The organism is Pseudovibrio sp. SCP20 (assembly GCF_057774105.1).
In genome coordinates this window covers 433,585-458,357 of record NZ_JBYMDH010000005.1, presented here as the reverse complement: position 1 = coordinate 458,357, position 24,773 = coordinate 433,585, and the positions used below count along the sequence as shown (strand labels likewise).

24 protein-coding genes are annotated in these 24,773 nt (G+C 50.2%); 13 read left to right on the top strand and 11 right to left on the bottom strand.

From position 1 onward, the window contains the following. The first annotated feature begins 426 nt into the window (after positions 1 to 426). From tssB to AC3CB2_RS20210, 13 genes are all read left to right on the top strand, one after another. A complete protein-coding gene (gene tssB, locus AC3CB2_RS20270; RefSeq protein WP_008549395.1) occupies positions 427 to 936 on the top strand; it encodes a type VI secretion system contractile sheath small subunit in 510 nt (169 codons plus the stop codon). Between the two features lie 97 nt (positions 937 to 1,033). Further along, positions 1,034 to 2,527, top strand: coding sequence for a type VI secretion system contractile sheath large subunit (tssC, locus tag AC3CB2_RS20265; protein ID WP_008548882.1), 1,494 nt, complete (start codon positions 1,034 to 1,036; stop codon positions 2,525 to 2,527). Between the two features lie 9 nt (positions 2,528 to 2,536). After that, positions 2,537 to 2,995: a type VI secretion system baseplate subunit TssE gene (gene tssE, locus AC3CB2_RS20260; RefSeq protein ID WP_352935208.1), complete on the top strand. Its 459-nt coding sequence runs from the start codon at positions 2,537 to 2,539 to the stop codon at positions 2,993 to 2,995. Positions 2,996 to 3,013: 18 nt separating this feature from the next. After that, positions 3,014 to 4,801: a type VI secretion system baseplate subunit TssF gene (gene tssF / locus AC3CB2_RS20255; RefSeq protein ID WP_352935210.1), complete on the top strand. Its 1,788-nt coding sequence runs from the start codon at positions 3,014 to 3,016 to the stop codon at positions 4,799 to 4,801. Positions 4,802 to 4,809: 8 nt separating this feature from the next. Next, the gene (gene tssG, locus AC3CB2_RS20250) at positions 4,810 to 5,799 is read left to right on the top strand and encodes a type VI secretion system baseplate subunit TssG (protein WP_352935213.1); all 990 of its coding nucleotides are present in this window, start codon (positions 4,810 to 4,812) and stop codon (positions 5,797 to 5,799) included. A gap of 8 nt (positions 5,800 to 5,807) precedes the next feature. Next, positions 5,808 to 7,307, top strand: coding sequence for a type VI secretion system-associated FHA domain protein TagH (gene tagH / locus AC3CB2_RS20245; RefSeq protein WP_352935215.1), 1,500 nt, complete (start codon positions 5,808 to 5,810; stop codon positions 7,305 to 7,307). Positions 7,308 to 7,372: 65 nt separating this feature from the next. Further along, positions 7,373 to 7,933: a type VI secretion system lipoprotein TssJ gene (gene tssJ, locus AC3CB2_RS20240; protein WP_014284558.1), complete on the top strand. Its 561-nt coding sequence runs from the start codon at positions 7,373 to 7,375 to the stop codon at positions 7,931 to 7,933. 29 nt (positions 7,934 to 7,962) lie between these two features. Continuing rightward, on the top strand, positions 7,963 to 9,312 hold the full coding sequence (gene tssK, locus AC3CB2_RS20235; RefSeq protein WP_352935218.1) for a type VI secretion system baseplate subunit TssK: 1,350 nt from the start codon (positions 7,963 to 7,965) through the stop codon (positions 9,310 to 9,312). Next, entirely contained in the window at positions 9,312 to 10,130 is an 819-nt protein-coding gene (gene icmH / locus AC3CB2_RS20230) for a type IVB secretion system protein IcmH/DotU (protein WP_208998124.1), read from the top strand. The genes tssK and icmH overlap by 1 nt, the downstream gene beginning before the upstream one ends. Positions 10,131 to 10,145: 15 nt before the next feature. Further along, positions 10,146 to 12,851 carry a type VI secretion system ATPase TssH gene (gene tssH / locus AC3CB2_RS20225; RefSeq protein ID WP_352935221.1) on the top strand — a complete coding sequence of 902 codons (2,706 nt, stop codon included), beginning with the start codon at positions 10,146 to 10,148 and terminating at the stop codon, positions 12,849 to 12,851. Positions 12,852 to 12,861: 10 nt separating this feature from the next. Then, entirely contained in the window at positions 12,862 to 14,427 is a 1,566-nt protein-coding gene (locus AC3CB2_RS20220; protein ID WP_352935223.1) for a sigma 54-interacting transcriptional regulator, read from the top strand. A 2-nt stretch (positions 14,428 to 14,429) separates the two neighbouring features. Further along, on the top strand, positions 14,430 to 15,287 hold the full coding sequence (locus AC3CB2_RS20215) for a type VI secretion system-associated protein TagO (protein WP_352935225.1): 858 nt from the start codon (positions 14,430 to 14,432) through the stop codon (positions 15,285 to 15,287). 30 nt (positions 15,288 to 15,317) lie between these two features. Continuing rightward, positions 15,318 to 16,217, top strand: a complete 900-nt coding sequence (locus AC3CB2_RS20210; RefSeq protein ID WP_352935227.1) for a pentapeptide repeat-containing protein — start codon at positions 15,318 to 15,320, stop codon at positions 16,215 to 16,217. 40 nt (positions 16,218 to 16,257) lie between these two features. On the opposite strand, the gene AC3CB2_RS20205 is transcribed toward AC3CB2_RS20210, so the two are convergent. The 11 genes from AC3CB2_RS20205 to AC3CB2_RS20155 form a co-directional block, all read right to left on the bottom strand. Further along, positions 16,258 to 16,635: a hypothetical protein gene (locus AC3CB2_RS20205; RefSeq protein WP_352935229.1), complete on the bottom strand. Its 378-nt coding sequence runs from the start codon at positions 16,633 to 16,635 to the stop codon at positions 16,258 to 16,260. Then, positions 16,625 to 16,915: a PAAR domain-containing protein gene (locus tag AC3CB2_RS20200; RefSeq protein WP_075698272.1), complete on the bottom strand. Its 291-nt coding sequence runs from the start codon at positions 16,913 to 16,915 to the stop codon at positions 16,625 to 16,627. Before AC3CB2_RS20200 ends, AC3CB2_RS20205 begins: the two co-directional genes overlap by 11 nt. A 114-nt stretch (positions 16,916 to 17,029) precedes the next feature. Further along, entirely contained in the window at positions 17,030 to 17,434 is a 405-nt protein-coding gene (locus tag AC3CB2_RS20195) for a hypothetical protein (protein ID WP_352935232.1), read from the bottom strand. A 4-nt stretch (positions 17,435 to 17,438) separates the two neighbouring features. Further along, a complete protein-coding gene (locus AC3CB2_RS20190; protein ID WP_352935235.1) occupies positions 17,439 to 18,248 on the bottom strand; it encodes a PoNe immunity protein domain-containing protein in 810 nt (269 codons plus the stop codon). Continuing rightward, positions 18,249 to 19,763 carry a hypothetical protein gene (locus AC3CB2_RS20185; protein ID WP_352935238.1) on the bottom strand — a complete coding sequence of 505 codons (1,515 nt, stop codon included), beginning with the start codon at positions 19,761 to 19,763 and terminating at the stop codon, positions 18,249 to 18,251. Next, the gene (locus AC3CB2_RS20180) at positions 19,763 to 20,134 is read right to left on the bottom strand and encodes a hypothetical protein (protein WP_352935240.1); all 372 of its coding nucleotides are present in this window, start codon (positions 20,132 to 20,134) and stop codon (positions 19,763 to 19,765) included. Before AC3CB2_RS20180 ends, AC3CB2_RS20185 begins: the two co-directional genes overlap by 1 nt. 8 nt (positions 20,135 to 20,142) lie before the next feature. Continuing rightward, positions 20,143 to 22,293, bottom strand: a complete 2,151-nt coding sequence (locus AC3CB2_RS20175) for a type VI secretion system Vgr family protein (RefSeq protein ID WP_352935242.1) — start codon at positions 22,291 to 22,293, stop codon at positions 20,143 to 20,145. Between the two features lie 75 nt (positions 22,294 to 22,368). Next, positions 22,369 to 22,872 (bottom strand): hypothetical protein, encoded by a 504-nt coding sequence (locus AC3CB2_RS20170; protein WP_352935243.1) that lies wholly within the window; start codon positions 22,870 to 22,872, stop codon positions 22,369 to 22,371. A 2-nt stretch (positions 22,873 to 22,874) separates the two neighbouring features. Beyond that, positions 22,875 to 23,735, bottom strand: a complete 861-nt coding sequence (locus tag AC3CB2_RS20165) for a hypothetical protein (RefSeq protein WP_352935244.1) — start codon at positions 23,733 to 23,735, stop codon at positions 22,875 to 22,877. Next, on the bottom strand, positions 23,735 to 24,031 hold the full coding sequence (locus AC3CB2_RS20160; protein ID WP_352935246.1) for a hypothetical protein: 297 nt from the start codon (positions 24,029 to 24,031) through the stop codon (positions 23,735 to 23,737). The genes AC3CB2_RS20165 and AC3CB2_RS20160 overlap by 1 nt, the downstream gene beginning before the upstream one ends. Before the next feature lie 111 nt (positions 24,032 to 24,142). Then, positions 24,143 to 24,658 carry an Hcp family type VI secretion system effector gene (locus tag AC3CB2_RS20155; RefSeq protein WP_008549198.1) on the bottom strand — a complete coding sequence of 172 codons (516 nt, stop codon included), beginning with the start codon at positions 24,656 to 24,658 and terminating at the stop codon, positions 24,143 to 24,145. Between the last annotated feature and the right edge of the window lie 115 nt (positions 24,659 to 24,773).

The window sequence follows — 24,773 nt, the reverse complement described above, 5'->3', positions numbered from 1 at the left end:
GTCTGTTGGTGCGAAAGAGAAGATCGTATCCCTGAATAAAAATACGCATAAAAATAGTAAAATTAGAAATGTTAGGTTGATAAATATATATGACGTAGTTAATTTAATAATCGATAATAGTATTAATTTGATTATTGAAAGAGATCTAGCCATCACTACGCTTCTCTGATTGGTGTTAATAGGCGCGAATCACGTGTTGTGTTTGAATAATCTATTTGTTTCAGAATATTTACTTTGCTAATCAATATGACTAAAGTCTAATAATGCAACTTTTACTTTTCTGTTGTCGATCGTTTTTCTTTCCGATAGGCCTAAAGAAAATTTAGAGTCGAATTGGCGCTAAAGTGTTTAATTTTAGATTTGAGTATAATCTTAGGTAAATCCTAAGTTGTTTTCTGATTTTCTAAGAAGAGATGGGGAAGTTCTATGGCTGGCAAGGAAGGTTCTGTTGCGCCAAAAGAGCGAATTAATATTCGCTATGTTCCGGCAACTGGTGATCAGCAGGAAGAAGTTGAGCTGCCGCTGCGTCTAGTCATGCTGGGTGATTACAACGGTAAAGAAGATGACACGCCTCTTGAAGACCGCGAGCTGCTTTCCGTCGATAAAAATACCTTTGCATCGGTCATGAAAGAAGCTGGTCTGGAGCGTGAGCTGACAGTCAAAAACACCCTTGTTGAAGATGAGGATGCGCAGCTGGCTGTGAACTTGAAGTTCGAAGGCCTCAAAGATTTCGAGCCAGACTCCATTGTTAAACAAGTACCTGAACTTAAAAAGCTAATTGACCTTCGTGAGGCGCTGGTTGCTTTGAAAGGGCCGCTTGGAAACATACCGGCATTCCGTAACCGGCTCGAGCAGATTTTGCAGGACAAAGAGCAAAGGGAAAAGCTTTTGTCAGAGCTGGATGCAGTCGTGTCTTCTCAGGAAGAAACCAGCTGATTTCGAGCTGTTGCAAGTGAAGTTTCTGTAAAGCTGCGGAGCTCCATAGTTTTGATCCGCAAGTACTTTTCTAATTAAAAAACATGGATATGATGACATGGTAGATGTATCAGCCTCTGCCGGCCAGCCGGATGTTGCCGGTGCGGGCGCCGCGATTTCTCTTTTAGATCAGATTATGGAAGAAACGCGCATTCGCCCGGAAGACGAAGAAAGCTATTCCATAGCGCGCAGAGGCGTTGAGGCGTTTATTTCCGACCTCCTTTCCAGTCAGGAAGTTGATCAGCGGATCAATCGCGTTCTGGTCGACCGAATGATCTCTGAGTTGGACTTGAAAGTTTCCTCACAGCTGGACGAAATCCTTCATGATGAGAAGTTTCAGGAACTTGAATCTGCCTGGCGCGGACTGAAGCTGCTGGTTGATCGCACAGATTTCCGTGAAAACATCAAGATTGATGTGCTTTCTGTTTCCAAAGACAAGCTGCTGGAAGATTTTGAAACGAGCCCGGAAGTCGTACAATCCGGCCTTTACAAGCACGTCTATTCCAGTGGTTATGGCCAGTTTGGTGGTGAGCCTGTTGGCGCCATGATTGCGAACTATGACTTTGGTCCAGGTGCTCGCGATGTAAAACTGCTGCAGTTTGCTGCTTCTGTCGGTGCAATGGCACACGCTCCATTCCTTGCGGCTGCTGGTCCAAAGATGTTCGATGTTGACGAGTACGTGGACCTGCCTGCGCAGAAAGATTTGTTCTCCATCTATGAAGGGCCACGGTTCCGTAAATGGATGGGTTTCCGCCAGAGTGAAGACTCTCGTTATGTTGGCCTGACCTGTCCTCGTTTCTTGCTGCGTATGCCATATGACGCAGAAGAAAACCCGGTTAACTCCTTTGTTTACAACGAGAATGTAACTGAGGAGCACGAAAGTTACCTCTGGGGCAATACGTCGTTCCTGATGGCAACTCGTCTGACTGAAAGCTTTGCCAAGTATCGTTGGTGCCCGAACATCATTGGTCCTCAGTCTGGTGGTGCTGTTCACGATCTTCCAGTGCATGTGTTCGAAGCATTTGGTCAGCTTGAAGAGAAAATTCCGACAGAAGTTCTCGTCACAGACCGTCGCGAGTTTGAGCTTGCTGAGGAAGGCTTCATTGCGCTGACCATGCGCAAAGGCTCTGACAATGCTGCTTTCTTCTCGGCTAACTCAGCGCAGAAGCCAAAAATATTCCAGAACACCAAGGAAGGTAAAGAAGCAGAGACCAACTATAAGCTCGGCACGCAGCTTCCTTACATGATGATTGTGAACCGTCTGGCGCACTACATCAAAGTGCTGCAGCGTGAGCAGATTGGTTCCTGGAAAGAGCGTGAAGATCTGGAGCGTGAGCTGAACACGTGGCTTCGCCAGTACGTGGCCGATCAGGAGAACCCACCTCAAGATGTGCGTTCTCGTCGCCCATTGCGTGCTGCTGAAGTGATCGTTTCCGATGTCGAAGGTGATCCGGGTTGGTACCAGGTGTCTTTGAAGGTGCGTCCGCACTTCAAGTACATGGGTGCAAACTTTGAGCTGTCGCTCGTAGGTAAGCTGGACAAAGATAGCTAAGGCTGACCTATGAGAAAGCGCGAAGATACCGTTGTTTGGGACAGTAGACTTCGGACAGCTCGGGGCAGTTTGTTTGAGCGTTTGATTGCTGATGAGGAGGAGGTAGTTCCTCCTCAGAGCGTCGATTTGCTGGAAGCCAAAGTAAACTCGATCAAACGTCACTTGGCCAAACTGTTGAATGCCAGAGCAGGGGCTTCTGCTGCTACTCCGGATTTAGGGCTGGTGGACTTCAACCTGTCCAGTGTCGCGACCAACGATCTGACCCAACACATCGCAGCGTCTATTCGCCAATGCATCGAGAGATACGAGCCGCGGGTGAAGGTGCGATCAGTCCACTTTGTCCGTGATCCTGACAGGCCGTTAGAGCTGCGCTTCAAAGCAACGTTGCTCATGCCCGCCCTTAGCAAGGGAGAGCAGGTGCAAATCGATATCCTCATGAAAGACGGGCATGTCGCCCACATTGATTAGTCAAGCAGGCAACCAGCTGTGAAAGCTTCTTACTTTCAGGACGAACTGACTTATCTGCGCGAGAGCGGTCGGCTTTTCTCCGAGCGCAATCCGCGGCTGTCAAAGTATCTGTCTGATGCCTCCACGGATCCTGATGTGGAACGTTTGCTGGAAGGCTTCGCGTTCCTGACATCAAGATTGCGCGAGAAGCTGGATGATGAGCTGCCAGAGCTCACCCACTCGCTCGTGCAGTTGCTTATTCCAAACTTCCTGCGGGCGTTTCCTTCAACAACACTGATGCAGATGGTGCCCGTAGAAAAGGCGATTACAGAACGTCAGGTTCTACCCGCCGGCTCGCAAATTCTGTCGAAGCCAGTTGATGAGATTGCTTGTCCGTTTCAAACCACAGCAGATGTAACCGTTTACCCGCTTGATATCGTCGAGCAGGACGTTCAGCGCTCACGCGAGAGCACAGTCCTAACGCTTAAATTCCAGACACTATCTGGTTTGCCGTTGTCCCGGTTGAGCTTCCGTGATCTGCGTTTATGGATCGCAGGAGATGAAGTCGCTGCGCAGATGCTTTATCTGTGGCTGGGGCGATACCTTAAAGACATCAGTGTTTGCTTTGACTCCGAAGAAGCAGAGGATGGCGAAGTTACCCGCTATAAGCTACCGATCTCAGCGTTACAGCCGGGCAGTTTCGGGGGATCTGAGGCACTGCTCCCCAATGAGAACTCGGCCTATGAGGGATATCGCCTGCTGCAGGAGTACTTCGTCTTTCCTGCGAAGTTCCAATGCTATGATATCGATGGACTGGAACCGTTTTTCCGAAATCGCGAAGAGACAGATTTCTCTTTAGAACTCACGTTCTCCAGACCTCTGCCACCAGAGGTTAAAGTCCGACCTGGCACCTTCCGTCTTTACTGCGTGCCTGCGGTGAACCTGTTTGCCTATGATGCGGAGCCGATGAAGATCGATCATAGTCAGATGCGATATCCAATCAGGCCAACCGCCAATGGGCGTGGTGCGATCGATATCTTCTCTATCGACCGCATTATGAGTTGGCGCGCTGCAAAGGATCCAACAAGCGGGTCTCATCTGCGAGAATATCCATCTTTTGAATCTTTCCATCACGAAGTTGAACGGGCGGACGGCCTCACTCAGATTTATTATCGCTTGCGACTTCGCGAAGCCTTGGGCAAGCGCGGCATGGAGCATCTGGTTTCTTTCGTGCGCCATGACAATGAGCGCGCGATCCCGGAGCATGAAGTTCTGTCCGCTGACCTGAAGTGCTTCCATCCCAACCATGCGATGGAACTGGGAGCAGGGGATGTGTGTGAACCAACCGGTGAAACGCCAAGCTTTGTAACCTTCAAGAACTTGGGCCAGCCAACAGCGCCAGTTTATCCGCCACTGGATGGATCGCTCTACTGGAACCTCATTTCCAATCTTTCTCTCAATTACGTTTCTCTTCTTGAAAAAGAAGCGTTGAAGACCGTGATTGCGACCTACGATTTTCAGGCGCGCCTGAACCGGCAAGACGAGCGGGTCAGTAAACAGCGCATAGATGGCATTGTTTCGATTGAGACAAAGCCAGTCGACAAGCTATTTCGAGGGCAAGTTGTTCGAGGTTTGAAAACAGTTATGTCCCTCAATGAAGAGGCGTTTCAGAGTGAGGGCGAAATGTTCTTGTTCTGCAGTGTACTCGCAGAATTCTTTTCTCTCTATTCAAGTGTCAATTCGTTCCACGAACTCATCGTGAATGGAACGCAAAATAATGAAGTTTATCAATGGCCAGCGAAAATTGGGCGACAACCTCTGATTTAAGAGGCGACATGCAATTTAATGCTCGCAGTTGGTCCTTCTTCCAAGCTGTTGAGTTGATCCAGCGTTGCTATGACGAAAGCAATGAGGTTGGCACACATCTTTTGCCAAAAGATGAGAAGATCAACTTCAGTGTCATGCATTCTCTCGGCTTTCCGCTCTCTGATATTGCCAGCATCGAGAAACGAGATGAGGCAGAAGATGGTGACGAGTCGATCAGTTATGCTGACTTCAATATGGAAGTCACATTCCTTGGTCTGCATGGTTCAAGTTCGCCGCTGCCCTCTTACTATCAAGAGGTTATAGCCAAGTATGATGCGCAGGGCTCCTTGATGAAGGGGTTCTTTGATTTCTTCCATAACCGGCTTGTCGGCCTCCTGCACCGTTCCATGCGCAAGTATCGCTTTTATGTGCGTTATGAACCTGGGGCGTTGGATCCGTTCTCTCAATGGGTGTTCTGCATCTTCGGGCTTTCAGATCAGGAAGCTCGTCGTAAATCCCCGATCAATTGGGCACGCTTGCTCACATTTGCGGGTGTGTTGGCCTCCCGAAATCGCTCACCGGCTGCCATTGCCAGTGTCGTCTCACACGCCTTTTTTCATAAGGATGTTGAGGTGGAAGAATGGGTCGCGCGTAAGGTGGACATTCCTGCAGCTCAACGTTCTGAGCTAGGGCAGCACAATATGCTCCTGGGTGAAGACACCATTATCGGGGACAGCGTTTCCGATATCTCCAGCAAGTTCAATATCTTTATCAAGAACCTGAGTTTCGAGCGATTTCAGGATTTCCTCCCGCACGGGCGTGACTACAAGGCCCTGCGAGATCTGGTGGAGTTCATGCTGCGCGACCAGCATGCCTACGACATCAAATTGGAGCTCGCGCCCAAACAGGCCGCACCTGTTGAGCTTTCAGATGAATATCAAGGACGGCTGGGTTGGTCGACGTTTCTCGACAAAGGCGATGAGAGTCCTCGCGAAGTTCTCATTTCAGCGCGGTTGTAGGAGGTAAAATGAAGCTGGTTTTAGTCATCAACAACACCTCCACGCTAGAGAACGGCAGTAAAGCCACCGCCACGTTTGAGAAAACCGGCGGAAGCATCGGCTCTGGAGCGCAGTGCCACTGGCAACTGATGGATAGGCACAACTCCGTCTCCCGTGAGCATGTGCGCGTGTTCTTTCAGGATGGTGTCTATTGCGCAGAAGCCGTTGGTGATCAAGGGATCATCGTAAACGGTTCAAACCGACCAATCCCGTCCGGGCAACGCTTTCGCATTTCAGATGGTGATGTCTGGAAGGTTGGAGCGTTTAAACTGACAACCTATGTGGTCGCTGAAGGAAGTGAACTTGAGGACCACAGTGAGCAGTGGGCCGGCAGATTTGCAGCTATTGATACCATCGTGTCAGGGCATTTGCAGGATGAAGACGAACAGTCCCAAAGCAACATTGAATACATCCTGGCTGATCGCCTTGAGAGCGATCTGAGCGAAGACTTTTTCGCAAGCAATCAACGCTCCAACGCGCTTCTTTGTGATCCGGTTGAAGTTCTTGACCAACAGGATGAAGAAGGCCTGCCGGGAAATCAGGACCCTCTCTCCCAACTCAATCACGACAGTGAGCCAGAACAGCAAGAGCAGGATGAAGATCTTCTGGGCACGCTGGGATTGCAACCCGAATACAGCGGGAAGGCGGTGGGTATCGACGACCCTCAAGCACATCACCGCCTCATGATTATGCCCCAAGCAAAAGGAAACCACGCAATGTCCACGACGAGTACAGAGCCGGTTGACCCGGAAATGGATAGTTATCTTGAAACCCTGACGAACTCGGGCGGGCAGGAAATGCTGGTCAGCGATATTCAGGAGACCGAAAGCTGGCACGGATCGGTTTCTTTATCTGAAACGGGCGAAGAAGGCATGGTGGATCATGTAGTGCTGCGTCCACTCCTTTCAGCATTGGGACTACCGATTGGCGATATGAGTTTGCCTGAGGCAAACCGCATTACGCAGGAAGTTGGTGCGGCTTTAAAAACTGCGATTTCCGGTCTGATGTCCATTCACGCTCAGCAGTGGGAAGATCGGTCTTCCATGAACGACACCCACTTGCATCCGGTGGAAGACAACCCAATACGGCTGGCGCAAAGCCCTGAACAGGCAATCGAGGATTTGCTGCTTGTTCAAAGCCCAGTGCACCTGAATGCACCATCCGCCATTGAAGAGAGCCTCATGCAGATTGAATTGCATGAGAAGGCAAGCCGTATCGCTGCTGATGAAGCTCTGGAAGCCGTGCTGTTTGGTCTTTCACCTGAGAACTTGACCAAGCGCTTTGCGCGTTACAAAGGGCATGCGCCTCGTACAGGAGACCTCGATAGCTGGAACTGGCAGATGTACGAGCACTATTACAATGAAATGCGTTCCGGTCGGCAACGCGGACTAACCCGCATGTTTTGGGAGATCTTCCGTCAGGTTTACGATCGTGAGATGCGCAGCCATCAGCTCTGTGCTGCGGAGTAAGCGCGATGGCGGATCAGTACCCTCAATACCTTCAGCTTCCAGAATAAGAAGGCGGCAAGCAGAAAATGAACTGGGGTTGGACACAACACGCGCTCCTGAAAAAGAGCTTCCACTTGGTCTGCATGGTCGCAGCACTGTTGGTGTTGGGGGCATGCGAAGCGCAGAAGATACCTGAGAAGGTTTTCAAGGTGGTCATGGATCCGGGCATTCCAGTGGGAGAGCCTAAAGACCAGCCGAGCCTGATTGATGTCACCATTTTCTCTGAGCCGGGATCAAACAAGAACGATCTTGGTGAGAGTGTTCCCATTGATGTCTGGGTCTTTCAGCTGGGTGATGACGGCAAGTTGCTTCAATCCTCGTTTGAGGAGGCAACGGAAGACTATGAGAACGCTCTTGGAACCACCTTTGTTGACGTGAAAGAAGTTCAGGTCATGCCTGGGGAGTCAAAGGTTGTGACGGAACTGGAGCTGGACAAGGAAACGGTCTTCATCGGTCTGGTTGGTGGATATGCCAAACCTGAGAAGGTCGACTGGCGCGCTGTCGAGAAGGTCAAGCCCAAGGGAGAGACGTACAAGCTACTTGCTGTGATCAGCAGAAAAAAAATTATCACAAACCTGCATCGATAGGTTTGAGAGCAAATAGGTTTATTTAGATTATGTCACTGCGAAATCATGTAATTTGGCGAGATGGCTTGTTTTTAAAGCCCCACCATTTTCAGCAGCAACAGCGATACTTAGAGCATCTTATCCGCTCTCGCAGCGAAGCTATTGATCCTTACCAGCATGGGGTGAGCCGGTTGGAGATCAATAAGGAAAGCCTTCTGCATGGCAAGCTGCTCGTTGATTATGTGCTCGGCATTTTCCCCGATGGCACAACAATTGATGTACCCGGCGAGTCCATGGCACCTGCACCTTTGGATGTGAGCGGTGAAAATGTGGTGGGCCAGACCGTTTATCTGGCTTTGCCACTGCGTTCAAATGGTGTGCCAGAAGTTGAGGATCCACTCAATCCTCAGGACGCGACCAGAATGCGCGCCTTCTCTCAGGATGTGCGCAACAACACCAGCTCAGACACTGAACCTTTCATGGTGGATGTGGCGCAGTATCGTTTACGCCTGATGCTGGAACGCGAAGATCGCTCTGCTTTCACTTGCTTGCCGCTGACACGCATTAGGAACAAAAACTCGGATGGCAGCGTTGTGCTGGATGAGGAGTTCCTGCCAATGGCCTCGACCATCGATGCCCAGCCACGTTTGCGCAAAACGCTTGATGATCTGGTGGGATTGCTGAGGCAAAGAGCAACGCACATTTCAACGCGTATGGGCACGCCCGGTCAAAGGGGTGTCTCGGATGTATCCGACTTTCTCATGCTGCAAACGATCAACCGGCTCTGGCCTGAATTTCGACATACATCATCGCTTAAAGGCGTGCACCCAAGAGAGCTTTACAAGATCTTTTCCGGTGCCGCAGGAGAACTGGCGACATTCACCAATGAACAACGGATGCCGACATCCTGGCCTGCGTATCACCATGAAGAACCTCAGGTTTGTTTTGATCCGGTGATCAGCTCACTGCGGCAATCACTGTCAACGATCTTTGAAGCGAATGCGATTGCGCTGCCGTTGAACAAGCAGAAGTACGGGATCATTACATCTCCGCTCAATGATCGCTCACTGTTGAACTCAGCAATCTTTGTGGTTGCTGTGAAAGCAAGCATGGAGCTCGAAGAGCTGGCAAAATCCTTCCCGGCACAAACCAAAGTCTCTTCCATCGAGCGTATTCGTGAGCTGATCCATCTGCATTTGCCGGGTGTGGTTCTGCAGCGGTTGCCATCTCCTCCGCGGCAACTGCCTTATCATGCCGGGTTCTCTTACTTCCAGTTGGATGCCAACTCAGCAGGCTGGCAATACATTGAAAACGCGAGTGGTTTTGCCTTCCACATAGCCGGTGAGTTTGCTGATTTACAGCTGCAGTTCTGGGCTATTCGCAATGAAAGGACGGCATGATGAGTGAAGTCGCAAATCTGTTTGACGCTAGCGATCCTGAAGTTGCAGAGGATGTGCCTGTTGCAACAGCAGAAAGCGTTCCGCAGAACCTGAAAGATGTTTCTCCGAGGCCCGTTCAACACATCAGCTTTCCGATGCGGGGGCACAGCATCAATAAGATCATTGATGCGAGCCAATCATTGCTGGCATTGATCTCGCGTATCCCGGAAGTTTCAGAAAACAACAAGCTGGATTACCTCCATAAGGATGTTCGGGCAGAGATTGAATCTCTGGAACTTGAACTCCAGCGTGAAGGGTTTGATCGGGCGACTATTCTGGCTCACCGGTATTGCCTTTGTTCCGCAATTGATGAGGCGGTGATGTGCTCTCCATGGGGGCAGAACTCTGACTGGTCAGAGCGCAGCTTGCTGGCGCTGTTTCATAGCGAGACCTGGGGCGGAGAGAAGTTCTTTATCGTTCTTAGCAGGTTGATGCGAGATCCGGTTCGATACATTGAGTTGATTGAGTTCTTGTACGTGCTGCTCGGCCTCGGTTTTGAGGGCAAATACCGGGTCATGCACAACGGCAAGCTGCAACTTGAGGAAATCATGCGGGACGTTCGCCACATCATCCGTCAGGAACGAGGTGAGGGGACTTCTGAACTCGGTCAATCAGAAAATAAAATCATAGAAAAAGCGCATGTTGTTCATTGGCATACGCCTGTTTCCCTTGTTTGGATTAGCCTTTTTATTTTGTGCGCACTGACCTACGTCGGGTTTTATTGGCAGATCGACCAATACACCGACGGCGTTGTCACTCAACTGCGCGAAATGCTTTAGTTTTGGAGATCGGGTATGGCTCGACTGGAAATCAAGGCGCTGATTGAGCGTCTCAACCCGTGCTGTCGGCAGGCAATTGAAGAAGCTGCTAGCCTGTGCGTTTCAAACTCGCATCAGGAAGTAACAATTGAGCATTTCCTCATTTCTCTTGCTTCACAACCTGCGGTCGATTTTAGGCTTCTCGTACAAAGCCAGAATGTAGATGTCGACGTTTTGAACGAAGCATTTCGCGCGACATTCAATCGGTATCGCCGAGTTGAAGCCGACCGGACGCCAACCTTTTCACCGCTGCTTCAGGATTTGCTGCAAGATGCCTGGTTGATCGCTTCAGTAGAGCAAGGTGAAAAGACTGTGCGCTCTGGGGCTGTGCTGATTGCACTGCTGAACGACCGTGGTCGTTACATGCAGATGGACTACTATCCGCTGCTTGAACGCGTTTCTTCAGACACCTTGCTCCGACAGTTTGATGAACTAACTGCCGGTTCATTTGAGAAAGACCATCGTGCCGGGCAGGGTGCTGGCGGTGCGGCAGGTGCAGGCGATACCGCAGAAGGGTTTCTTCATAAATACGGAACCAACTTCACCCAGCTTGCGAAGGACGGGAAAATTGACCCGATCTTCTGCCGGGACAATGAGATCCGCCAGATCATTGAGATCCTGTGCCGTCGGCGCAAAAACAACCCGATTTGTGTGGGCGAAGCAGGCGTAGGTAAAACCGCACTCGCTGAAGGGCTTGCACTGCGCATCGCAAATGGTGAGGTGCCTGAAGACTTTGCCAATGTTGCGCTGTGGGGACTGGATGTTGGTGCCCTGCAGGCAGGCGCATCCATGAAAGGCGAGTTTGAAAAGCGCCTGAAGGGCGTGATCGATGAAGTGCGTTCCAGCGCTGAGCCGATCATTCTGTTCATTGATGAAGCTCATACTCTGATTGGGGCAGGGGGCGACCAAGGTGGTTCTGATGCCGCGAACCTTTTGAAACCAGCTCTTGCCAGAGGTGAGCTGAAAACAATCGCTGCAACAACCTGGACAGAGTACAAAAAGTACTTCGAAAAAGATCCTGCGCTCACCCGCCGCTTCCAGTTGGTGAAGCTGGATGAGCCGACCATTGATGAGGCGATCATCATCATGCGCGGGCTCAAAAAGGCCTATGAAGAAGCGCATGGCGTTTACATCACTGAAGAAGCTATCGGTGCTTCTGTTCGGCTGGCTGCGCGTTACATCACCGGTCGCCAACTGCCAGACAAAGCGATTGATGTTCTGGACACTGCCTGCGCTCGTGTCCGCGCTGGAGCCAACACTCCACCAGTAGAACTGCAGGATGTGGAGCAAAGCCTTCAAACCCTGAGCTGGGAGAGAGAAGGCCTGGAGCGCGATCAGCTCACAGCACCTTTAGAGCCTGAGCAACTGGAGCGTCTGAAGGCAATTGCGGATCAGATCAATGATCTTGAAGAACGCAAGCAGGAACTATCATCTCGCCTTGAAGCGCAGGTGGCGCTGGCTGAAAACTTTATCTCTGCGCGTGAAGACTTGTTCCAAAAACAGCCGGAAACGCTGGAAGAAGATACACTGGAGCAAGGCCGCGCTCTGCTCGCCAATCACAAAAATGCGCTGATAGTGGAAGCCGGTTCTGAGCCTCTCATTTCAGTCGAAGTGGGCTCTGCGGAAATTGCTGCCATTATAAGCGATTGGACGGGCATTCCGGTTAATTCCATGGTTCAGGATGACTACCATCGCCTTCTGACGCTTGCTGAAACCATGAAGAAAGCCATTAAAGGGCAGGACCACGCAATTGATGCCATCGAAGCGCGGTTGCGAGCATCACGGCTTGATCTGCATAAAAAAGGCCAGCCGTTGGGCGTGTTCTTCCTTGCAGGACCTTCAGGCGTGGGTAAGACAGAAACCGCGCTTGAGGTATCGCGCCGGCTGTTTGGTGGTGAGGAGTTCATCACAACCATCAACATGTCTGAGTATCAGGAACGTCATACGGTTTCCCGCTTGATTGGCTCACCTCCCGGTTATGTTGGATACGGAGAAGGCGGTGTCCTGACTGAAGCGATCCGCAAGAAACCATACTCCGTTGTGCTGCTTGATGAAGTTGAAAAGGCTGACCCCAACGTCCTTAATTTGTTTTATCAGGCCTTTGACAAAGGAGAACTGGCAGACGGGGAAGGCCGTCTCATAGATTGTCGCAATGTGGTGTTCTTCCTGACCAGCAATCTGGGCTCGGATCAGATCGAGAACTGGGTTGCAAATGCAGAAGACGGTCAGGTGCCAAGCCATGGCTCTATGCTGAAGTCTCTTACCCCGCTGTTTGCCCAACATTTCAAACCAGCGCTTTTGGCCCGCATGGAGCCTCTGGTTTACATGCCGCTTTCTGAAGAGGTGTTGGCCGACATCGTTCAGATGCGCCTGGATGACCTCATTGAACTGCTGAAAGAAACCCAAAAGATTGCTCTTACAATCACCGAGGCAGCATATGGCCGCGTGACGCAAATGTGCCGGGTCGCCTCAAACGGTGCGCGACTTGTTGATCAGGTCATCCAACGTCAACTGCTCCCCACTCTCTCCATTGAGATCTTGGAGGCAGGACATCGTGGCGAGCATATCGCTTCCATCACCATCGACTCTCCGGAAGAAGAGGGTGGTTTCTCTTTTTCTGCCGTTTTCCAGGAAGATGCGGTCGCTGAACCAACCGATGAAAACACATTGGAAGAGGCATAGAGGTGCGGGTATGGACACATCCTCTACAACAGACGCTCTTATGGCTTTCATGGCATGCAGATCAGAAAATGAGCTGCGTGCAAAGGTCCTGAAGACTATTCTGACGTCTACCAAAGCTCAGGCAGTTGCCGTGTACCTGCCGGATGTCACGGGCCGAAAACTAGTCCCTTTTGCTTGCGATGGTGGCTTGCCAGTGAGCCGACTGCCAGAGCTTGAGAATGAAGTTGGTACGGAGCGTGATGGAGTTCTGGATGCTTTGCAGACTGAGCCCTTTCATGAGGCGAAAACACAAGGCTTGAGCAAAGCCCTGTTTTGCCGACATGGTTCACTCATTGGGCATCGCCTCTTGCTGGAGAGTGCAGAACGAAACAACACGCATCAGCAGGTCTATGTTTTCTTGCTGATGCCTTCAGCAAGCATCACAACGCTTCAAAAAGACCACGCCGCAATGCACGTGTTGTGGCACTCGTATTTCCATCTTTCTCTTCTTCTGAACTCATTGGATACACTGCAGAAAGATGGCGAAACGCAAGCGGTTCAGTCCAAGGTGCAAAAGGGGCAGGTGGATGCAATGCTCTCTGAGAGCCTTGTGGGACGTTCGCCGCAAATTGTTCAAGTCAGAGAGAAGATCGCTCAGTTTGCGCAAACCAAGTATGCGATACTGGTGCAAGGTGAGACGGGGTCTGGTAAAGAAATTGTAGCTCGCTCTTTGCATCGTCTGTCTCAGTTCGCTGATGGGCCGTTTATAGCTGAAAACATCTCGGCATTGCCTGCAAACCTCATTGAAAGTGAGCTGTTCGGTTACAAAAAAGGCGCCTTCACCGGGGCAATGGAGAACAGAGATGGCTTGGTAAAACGTGCCTCAGGAGGCACTCTATTTCTGGATGAGATTGGCGATCTTTCCATGGATCTGCAGGTTAAGCTGCTCCGAATTTTGCAAGAGAAAAAGCTTCGGCCTTTGGGCAGTGACAAAGATGAGCCTGTTGACTTCCGTCTTGTGTGCGCAACTCACGTCAATCTGCGAGAGGCTATTGAGCAGGGCAAGTTCCGCGCTGACTTATTCTACCGCATCTCCCAACTTGCCATAGAGGTGCCACCACTGCGTATGCGTGACGGCGACAGTGTTCACCTTGCCCGCTACTTCCTTCAGGAGATCGCAGTGAGTGAGGGAGATACGCCAAAGACGTTGAGTTCCGAAGCGATGTCACTGCTGGAAGCTGCTGAACTAAAAGGCAACGTTCGCGAACTTCAGAACTGCATGATCAAAGCCGTCTTCCTTGCTTTTGGAACCGATGAAATCACAGGCACCATGCTGCGGCAGGCCATGGATGAGCAGATAACGTGTGCTCCAACTGTTCAGAGCAATGATGCTGCGCCGCAAGGCGAAACTGAAGAACTCATGTTGGCTGAAAAAGGACTTCGAACGGTTCTTTCTGATTTCGAACACCGCCTGTTGAGCAATGCCTACTCTCGCTTTGACGGCGATCGGCGGAAGATGGCTGACTTCCTGCAAATTCCAAAGCGAACTTTGGCGAACAAACTCAGCAGCTTCAAACTATCAAACGGTGGGGTTTGATCATGAAGACGAATAGATTTCACCGTTACTTAGCAAGCGTTGCTCTCGTGGGATTGCTGGTTACAACGCATCCTCTTTCAGCTGAAACCATTCAGATTGAGCAGCAAGCGCTTGAGCAATGCACGATGTCACTGGGGCGCGTTGATCGGCTGTCGTGCTTTGATCAGTTGCTTGGTACGCCTTTGGAAGTGCTTTCTGCGGCTGAGCCGCAAGCGGAGTTTATCGAAAAAGCAAATGCACCCGCCGGCCCTTTAGAACAGCAAGCAAAAGCGATGGAAAGAATGCGGCGGGCTGGTAACTCCAACTGGATGTTCCGCTTCGGGAAAATCGGCTACCCAGCCGTCTTTGAGTGGGAGGATATTCAGGAAGCAAAGCAGCCTGAAAAGACACTCAAGTCTCGTGAAGGTGTCGTGCCAGAAAAGATACAGGTACTCAGCACGAGAGAAGGTCAGCAGCCGGTTATCGAGCCTGGGGCAACCAATGTCTATCTCAGTATGAAAGCGCTGAAGTCAGTTGATGAAAGACAGGACCAACCCTCTGCGATCCTGCTGTTGTCTTGCGTTGAAGACATCACAACGGTTGCCTTGGTGCTGGATGAACCACATGCCAAACGACGGGTTCCGATCCGGGTGTTGTTGAGGGAGCAACGCATCGACAATGATGTGTGGCAGAGCGCGGAAAGCAAGCGCGTTTTGATCAGTCCTCGCGGCTTAACCAGTATCGCGCACATCAACCGATGGGCTCAGGTTGATCGGGTGCAGTTTGATGTTCTGTCGGATGATGGTTCACGCGCCTACCTCTTTGACCTGGCAAACCTTCGCGAAATGCTGCCGCCACTGCGTCAGGCATGCCATTGGTAACATTTGCTTTTTAAAACAGGTTTCATTTCAATGAAGTATAGTTTCCGTATTGCCGTAACGGTGGTCACCCTCGGTTTTCTCACCATCCCGGCCTACCTGATTTGCGACTACCTCAATCTCATCCCCGATGAATACTCGATGGTTCGAAACCTCGTGGTGCTGGCGGGCGGCAAGATTGAGATGTTCCGCGGTGAGTTGCCGGTGCCGAAAGGGGTGCCATACACCCCGATCGAGCAGACCTCAGTGTTCTATAACGTTGCTGCGGGCTTAAGTGCGTTATTTACCGTTTTTGTCGCGATTCCTGCGTTCTTATTGCTCGCTTATATTGCCAGCTCCGCTTTTGCCGCTGTGAAAGCAACACGGCGAAATTACGTTCTGGGCCAATTCACCAAAGCGGCCGAGCTTCTTGAATCGGGTAATGGAGCACTGCGTGAAGCGGGTATTGTAATCCTCTCCGAGATCGCAAAATCCAATCCTAAAGAGCACCATCAGGATGTCCTTCAGCTTCTGGCCGCACATATTCGCAGTGCTAGTTCATCGCAAAGGGCAAACCTGATGGCTGGCAAAGAACACGCCCGGGCGCGTGGGGAGTTGATTGCTTCAATTCAAAAGGTTTCCGAACTAAAGAAACTGCTCAAGAAGAAAGACCAGAGCATCCAGCTGGACCTGAGCGGGGCCTATTTCCGCGGCATGAAAAACAGCGGCCCACTGGCAGGAAAACTTGCCGCCAACGGACCTGACCTGAGCTACTGCTTGCTGGCCGATAGCGTCTTCGACGATGCCGACCTCACCAACGCCAACTTCTCAGATGCAAACGTAAGCCGCGCCCGCGTTGAAGAAAAATGGAAAACCCTGTTCTCAGTCGAACAATGGGCAAGCGTTCAAGTCATCAACGAAAAAGGCAAAGTCATCCGCCCTCCGATTAGTTAAGGGGGAAGGGGCGTGTAGGTGTTTGGGTGCTGCCGAACGATTAGCTCGTTCTGGCAAGACCCAAAGCGCGCTTTTGGCTATCAGTGAGAGCATCTTCAGGAACCGCAAGGGACCACGCCGTTTGAAAGGCCTGCTGTGTGGACCCCTCACACCAGGAAAGAGCGGCCGCGCCTAACGCTGTCCATCCAATCCCATCGCACATCTGTGCCCATCTCTTTGCCGGAAACTGTTCGAGCTGTTTGAGAAGGCTGAGATCGCTCGCATCAATACGGTTCTGGTTCTCCGCGCCACCTTCCATACCAGCTGAGGCGATCCACATAGGCTCACTGGCATGAAGACCCTGCCATACATCCACCGGAGTAAGGCCTTCTCCCAAATCGAAGGCCCCAATGTTAGAGTTCTCTTTATTAGCCGCCAATTTCAACATCTCCGGATCCCGCCGAGGCCGAGCCTCCGCACCCTACAGCATCCCCAACCCGGCACACTGCCTTGCCATTTACAAAGACAGTTCCGGAGCCGGCGCTCATGGAGCGTGGGTGGGGCGGACAGTTCCCGCAGCCATGTGGGATGACCCCGTCTCCGACACGAACAACTGCAATAGAGTTCACAAAGACATCGGGACTTCCAGCGGATGACGGCGTAGGCGGAAAACACCCATGCCCTGACGCAATATCACCTTTTCTATAAGCAGCTGGCATATATAAACCTCAAAATATTTGGAGTATTAAATCTCGACCCTCAACTTGCTTGTCTTTCCTATCGACAAATGGATTTTTCTTTTGGATTTGTGGTAATGGTTGATCGATGAAGCATTACTCACCAAGATTTGGGCGCAGCTTTTCAATCATATCGTCAATGTTCTTGAGAGTAACTTTCCAGCGCATCAGGTCATCATACTCAAAATCAGCTTGTACCTGACCGCTGTCTCTGTTGAACTGAAACAGCATTTTCATGAAACCTTTGTCTGCTTCTTTAGTGATCCAATCTCGATAGGAACGTACAGACGTTTCGATGCTATCTGGATCTATAGAAAAAGCGCAATAGTCACCATTTGGGTCATATGCATAGCCGAAATTCGAGCTGATATCTCCATCATTATCTAACTCGAATACTGCAGAAAATTCAGCCCAATTGAAATCCGGCTTGTTTTCAAGAAAGCTTTCATCTGAAATTATTTTCCGAGCAATGTTCCCAAGGTGCTGAAGGTTTTCACTCATTAAATTATCCTTTGAAATGGACTAGTTCATAAGGATAATCAGGGTGCTCTTTGAGGGGCGCGTCATCAATATTTAAAATCTTCGCAACTGCTGCTCCCATGAAACTCCAGTACCCTTTGAAATACTTGTTGTTGGGATTTTTATGTTCATTCTTGTTGTAATACTTTTCATCCTTCTGGCCTGCTTTTGCCCAGTTGGTTACATAATCCACTAGAGTTTCTTGCTGATGACTTTCATGTCGTGAGAAGCATTCGTAGATTGGGGCTTCAAATGTTTCCATGTAACATTGAGGGGCAACATTTGAAGCAGGAACATCATAGCTAAAGTATTTTGCAAACTCGTTCATCAAAGGAGAAATTCGAATTGGCTCCGGTGCATAATCCGCATCGTCTCCCTCTTGATCATACTCTACGGACATGTCATTTTGCAGTGAAAAATCAATAAAACGAGCACATAACTCCTTGGGTGCATCACCAAGAACCAAGAGTGGAAAGAGCTCGAAGCGATCCATAGATGTTATTATGCATTTTTGATCAAAAGATAAGCCCGTGGATGATGCGTAGTTGAATACATCGACTTTCTTTTGGAGTCCGGAAATAATATATTTAACTACCTGATCAACAGGAGTTCCAATATTATAAAGATTGATCGCAATATCGATGTCATAATCCGCAAACAAATCAGATCTATTTTGTCTGGCTTGCTCTGAGATATCGGCTCTCTTGAGGTAGTTTTTTGCTTTCTCAGAGCGCTCTTGCGAGTTTTGTATTTGCCATACAAAATAGTCTTTGGGTTTATATGAATTTCTCATCATTTATTTTTTCCTGAAGGGAATTTTATCTTTGTTTTCTAATGTTACATGGCCATTTTTATCGATACGTTGAACAACCGCTGCATGGTCAGATAAGACATCTTCCATCAAGTCTTCTGAAATTTCACCATTTTTAACCATAGTATTAAGGTGGTTCTTAATCCACTTTCTTGTGAGCTGGCTATTTCTTAGTTGGCTACCTAGTGCCTTTGCATCCGTAACAAAGTAATCAGGTGGTGGACTTGGGTTTTTGTAGATACCATCAATACCTCGGCCTTTGAAATTATCTCCCGTGATTTGGGTATCATCTCCGTTGACCTTTTCCCAACCTCGGTCCCGAGCATCTCTATCCGCTAAGGTTTCACCCCATTGACCTTTCCAGTTGTTATGTCGATTTCCCTGATTTCTCTTCAAACCAGCTGCTGCTCTTGCGTCATCAATCTTAACTTCATGATCGGAACGAAGGTCTGAAACTGGTTTCCAATCGCCATGCTTGTTCTTAATCATGGCTTCACCGTCAGAGGCGCGTCTCATCCCTTCTGGGTCATCTGGATTGCGATAGGAGCCGTCCTTCCAAACGTCTTCCTTCTTCTGCTGCCCGCTCTTACCGTTTTTACCTCCACCTTTGGGCTCTTCAACAGCAGGAGGTTTTTCTTTAGCTCGGCTAGCAGCATCATCAGATTTAGACCCAACGCCAAGCTTATCTTCGTCTAATACGTGGCGAATAATATCATCATTAATATCCGCATCTGGTAAGTCAAATTCGAGAACTTTACCGCTATCCGGTATAGCCTTTCCTGCCTGATGCAAGACACGAACGACTACACGGCTTGCAACGGCACTTACCCGGCGTGCAACGATTTTGACGCCGAGCATTACCCCACCAGTTGCGGCAGCTAGAACAACATCTATAGCCAACTCAGCAGCAAGAAATGCACCGTCAACCTGAAGTTTTCCGTAAGCGACAAGCAAACCTTTTTCGCGGAAATCGTGCCAAAACACATCCCATCGCTTTTTGCAATCTTCTCCAATTGAGGTAATGAAATCACTGCTGGCGTTAAAGAAGAACTTTTCTGGGTCTGTGTTAAGAAAGGTCTCCCCCGTTGTGTCCCATTGCTTTGCTATGTCGTCGTAACCCGCGGCATCTGCAGCTTCAGCTAAGCCTTTGTGCCAGTAACCTAGCGCTGTAGCAGCCGCATCAAGTGGACTAGTGTTCTCCCACCATGCTGTCCGTTTTGATCTTGCTAGAAGATTGGATAAATAACTCCCTGCCGTTTCAGCAATTGCTTTCCGGTACTCTTCTGTCGGTCCGTCAAGAATCCCTGCAATTACTCCAAGAACCTGTATTTCGGCGCACTTGGCCATTGCTTTTTGATAAATGTGCTCTCCAAGATCTGTTTTTGCTTCAAGCAAAAACTGGCTCAAAGGCATGTCTATGTACTCAGAGCCGCGCATGATTGAGCTTGCTTTGATCCCACTCAATGCTACGCCGCTCGAAGATGCCGAAGTTCCTGTCATTATCTTCGAGACCCTTCGAACTTATATTGATGCAGAAAGAACTTATCGAGGTAACGGGTGTGGTTTTTGTGTACTGATTTAATGTGCCGTGAGGTGCCTGCCATTTGCCCAACACCAAGACCGGTAGCAGCGATCGATTGTGCGAGAAGAGTGAGCATATCCTTATGCTCTGCTCCCATTGCACCATCACGTGTTACTTGCATTAAGCGCGTAACTATTAATCGTTGCGCTTGAGGGGAAAACTTTAGATCATCAGCAGAATGCTTTGGTGATAATGATAGGTCGGCTTCAAATTTTTTTCGAACTTTATCACGAACTGTTCTGCGTTTTTTGGCTCTTGTAGCCCACCCAGCTTCTCCGTAGTTTGTCATATTCCACCTCAGTTCAAGTTGATTTTGCCAGCCTTCATTGTGATCGAGTTCTTTGCCTCAATATTGATCGTTTCCGATGCCTCTATGGTGATTTGCTTTCCAGAAACATTGATGATGCCTTTTTCCGACATCAGAACTTTGGAATCGCCAACTGTGATTTCATAAAGTTTGCCAACTACGGTTGCTTTGTTTTGCCCAACTTCCTCGTATGACCCAATGCCGATAGACTGGTTGTGAATTCCACCAACAACCAACTGATAACCTCCGCCAACAGTGGTCGCTTTGCCTGCACCTACCACTTCGGTTGAGGACACCATCACTGTCTCTGCCTTGTTCTTGCCGACACCGATGATGAGGTTGCCTTCGCCCATGTTGAGACCGAATTTGCCGAGGGCTCCGGCGATGCCGCCGATTTTTTTGCCGAGAGCTTTTTCGACGGCCTGGAACTTCTCTGTGACGAATTTCTGAAGTTTGTTAGGGCCAACCATGAGGGTCATGTTGCCGCCAATCACTTCATGGTGGTTGTTGCCCACCTCGATTGACTTGTTGTGCCCGACGCTCTCTGACTGGTTTACATCAATGCGCTTTGCGCGATTGTTCTCGACGTGAATATCCTGATCTTTTTGCGCGTGGATGTAGATCTGCTCTTCGCCTGACTGATCTTCAAAACTGATCTCGTTGAACCCGTCGCCTTTATGACTGTCCGACCTGATGACCATCTTGGTCTTGTGGTCAGGCAGTTGGTAGGGCGACTTGTTATTGGCGTGGTAGGTTCTGCCGGTGATGATGGGTTGGTCGGGGTCACCTTCCAGAAAGTCCACGATCACTTCGTGGCCGATGCGGGGGATGGCGATGTGGCCCCAGCTGGCACCGGCCCAGTTGGAGGCGACGCGGATCCAGCAGGAGGAGGTGTCATTCTTCTTGCCATGCCGATCCCACGGGAACGAGACCTTCACGCGGCCATGTTCATCACAATAAATCTCTTCACCTTCAGGACCCGTCACATGCGCAATTTGCGGTCCGTCGACGAGTGGCTTTGCGCTTAGCTTAGGTCGATAGGGCAGTCGGGCTGGCATCACTTCAAACCCGGCGCTGTAAGTTGTCGCGCCCGCGCCTGCTTCCTCTCCCACAGCTTGCGGTTGGCTGCCTTGGTGGGAGACTGCGAGCAGATGATACTTGATGTTGTACTGGCCGTTTGGATGGTCTGTGAGGGCGAACTGATGGCCAGCCATTAGGTGAATGGCGTTGGTGGCTCCTTGTCCTGTGGTTGCCTCTACACGAGCCGCTTCCAGCCGGTGTTTTGTAAACGGCTTGCCCACACCGTCGGCTTTGTAGCGGCCAGGGTATTCATAAAGCGCGTAATCTCCAGCCGAGCCGTTATCTTCCCCACGCTGATGAGCATGCTGCTGATTGTAAGGCGGGTTTTTAAAAGTATAGTCACGCTGCATGAAACTGGTGGCTCTGAGCTGCTCTCGCAGAACAAAGCTGTTGCAATAGACACCTTTGACCGCTCCTCCAACTGTGCTGTTGTACTCCAGCGAAGGTTGGTCTGGCAGCTCGGAGACGATCTGCGGATTGTCTATGAAATGCAGCGTGTGCTGACCGTTGGCGCCATAGGTAAAGAAATACCAGATGCCTTCTTCAGCGGTAATGCGATCCAGAAACCCCAGATGACTTTCACGATACTGAACGCAATATTCCCGCGCCTCATGAGGTTCAGTCAGGTTCCACTTTACGTCTTCTACTCCATGCTCCTTCAGCAAAATCTTGGCGATCTCAGGGACGCTCTTCTTCTGAAAAATGCGGCAATCGGAGCCATGTGCCATACGATGCAGGCTGGGAAGCAGAGTGAGCGAGTAACTGGTGCGATGATGACCTTCATTGCCGCGAGCAATCTCAGAAACTACGCCGGACAGATGCCGCAGGCCTTCGTATTTATGATGAATAGTCAGTGTAGCTGGGGTATCCAGCAGCGCATGTAAATCCAAAGCATTGTTGGGGCTGGCTAGCTCAATATGGATCTGCGTAAGACCATTCAGGCGCTCGGAGGCCGAGAAGCCTGTAACCAGCAACTCAGCATCCGGATCAGCAGGAGCTGAAAACGTAAAAGCCAGATCTTGATCCTGATAGAGCTGGGGAATTTGAACAATCGCATTCATAACAATCTCACTGGCAAAAAGAAAAATAAAGCATTTGCAAAAGTACAGAGGTGGCTGAGAAGAGTGGGTGTAGCCCTAGTCTGGTGGGGGATAGGGTTTCCCATTGGAGGATGTTGGGGGGCACAACACGCCTGGGGCTACCAGTATTTCGTTTTCTCGCTGAAAATCATGCAGGAAAGTTCGATCGCAGCTTTGATAGCCCGCAAGTACGGCTTGTCCGCGCGCATAATCAGTGATCGCAATTCCAAGAAAAGCACCGCCGACAGCGACCGTTAAAAACGTGATTGAGAAGCTTTTGATGGATCGCTTTATCCAGTATTGCCCCCACGGGGTAATCGCCAAATGGCATAACGGGATACTCAAACCAGCAAGCGCCCAAGAGTTTTTCCCACGCAAAATCGTTAGAAGATCCGGCTGGATTTCAGGGGCATACAAAGCAGTGATCGTCGTGGAGAGAAAGAACCAGGTAGCCCAGATTCCAACAAGGTCAAAGACGGCCATCATGACGTGCACTCGACGTATATCTTTGCCTATCCATTCTCCTAGAGTAACAACCCTATCAATAAACCAACTAATCATTGTCACCGCCTGTAGATTTGATCATACAGATCTGGTCCATACAGATGCCAGATGGTTTCACGTTCCAGCTGGTGCCTAAAGCGATTGCTGCGGCGTTCGAACTCTTCCACCTTCTGACGCATCGCGACATGAGCGGCATGGATGATCACTCCAACCTCTTGAACTCCGCGCGCAACCGCCTTGCCAGTCCAATAAAGAGCCTCTCCAAGCTTTTCCTTGACGCCAGCGCTGTCAGCTAAGGCCGTCAGTGCAACTCCGACAAACAAACCAACAGCAATCGGGGCTCCCACTGTAGCAAATGCAACTGCAGCTATGCCGACTAGACCCTTTGCAGCTAGCATACCCGCTGCCATCGCGACTGTACCAATTGCAACATTAGTAATGAGACCGGCAAACAGTTCGTGATAGAGCTGCTCATCGCTCATGATGAACGTTATTACATCCAGCACCACGTAACAGGTGATCATTATGATCGCATTGGACCGGCCGGCAGACCTAAGCGCCTCTGGCCCCACTCCCAAAGCAACGACCTTTGGTGAAGCAGACAGGTATCGTGTGCCTTTCAAAGTCTCTCGCAAAGCGGAGTACCCCTTGAACACCACATAGGTCTTGCCGTTGACAGCCTTGGTATAATAGCGCCCGTTCAGGCCGATCTCTTTCAGAAGCGCCTGTCCGCCTTTCAAGTCTCTCAAGAGCACCGGCAGACTTGCCAAATCCAGCGCGCCACCTGTTGCCGCACCCAGATTCTTATGGGTATCGACAACGACCTGCGCAAAGAGCGTTATGTCCAGCACAACCGCTTCTTCCTGTCGCTGGTTTAATCGCTCTTCTGCCAATCTTTGCTCTGCCAGCGGATAGACCATCAGAATATCTCCTTGTGAGGCTTATCTCCTGGCTTGACCATCAGGCGATGGCCGGGAAATTGATCCAGAAAACCTCGGATCTCCAGCTCATCAGACAGATCTTCATTCATAACGTCCGCACTGCGTTTTGGTCGATCCCGACCTGCCAGAACCACATGAGCTGTTCCAGCCGGATCGCTCTGTTTGGGAGCGCCCTCTGCGCTTGATTCAACTTTCTGATGTCGCCACAACAGGTTGCGAAAGAAACTGGAAAGGTAGCCACGTTTTCTGGAGGTTTTGCCTGACACAAACCGCATACTGGAACTCCGCAGAGCCGATCAACAGACCGCCCTTGTAAACTTCACCCAAAGGCAGTGTCCGGGTCAAAGCTGACCCGGATCTGACCTCATACCATTTGGAAAACAGCGTTAAGCTGCTGGTGCACGCCAGTCGTCAGCACCGGAGGTGCCGGAGACGGTGTGTTCCCACATGATCTTGCGGTAGGAAAGTTCAATGGTCAGCAGCTGAGTGAAGTCAGCGTTTTTTGGATCCTGACAATGCGGCAGGTCACACTCGATGTTGGTGACCAGTGCGTCTTCCAAAGTGGTCGTGAAGAAGTGCTCCTGCTTGCCGGAAGAGTTGGTGCGATACCATTTCACTTCACACTTTGGCAGCATCTCACCAGTGCACAGGGCGTTGTACAGCAGAGGGATGGACTTGTTCATGGAGCAAGTGAATTTGAATGGTGTATGCACACGCTGACCTGCAGGCTGACCGGATTGTGGGTCACGCGGAATGATAACTGTATGATCAATCTGCTGCACCATGATTTCATCTTCATGGCCTTCCTGCCATACGTTACCGACTGAATCCTCGGTGAACGCACCTTGAGTAATTGGACCCTGGGTTGACCCTTCAATGCTGATATAAGCGGGAGTTGGCATTACATGCTCCTTAAAATCAATGAATAAACCCCATTCAATAAAAATGGGCAGCCCCGCCATTCCTCACTCAGCGGACGCTTGCCAACACTTCAGCAATTTATGTGCCAATCACAAT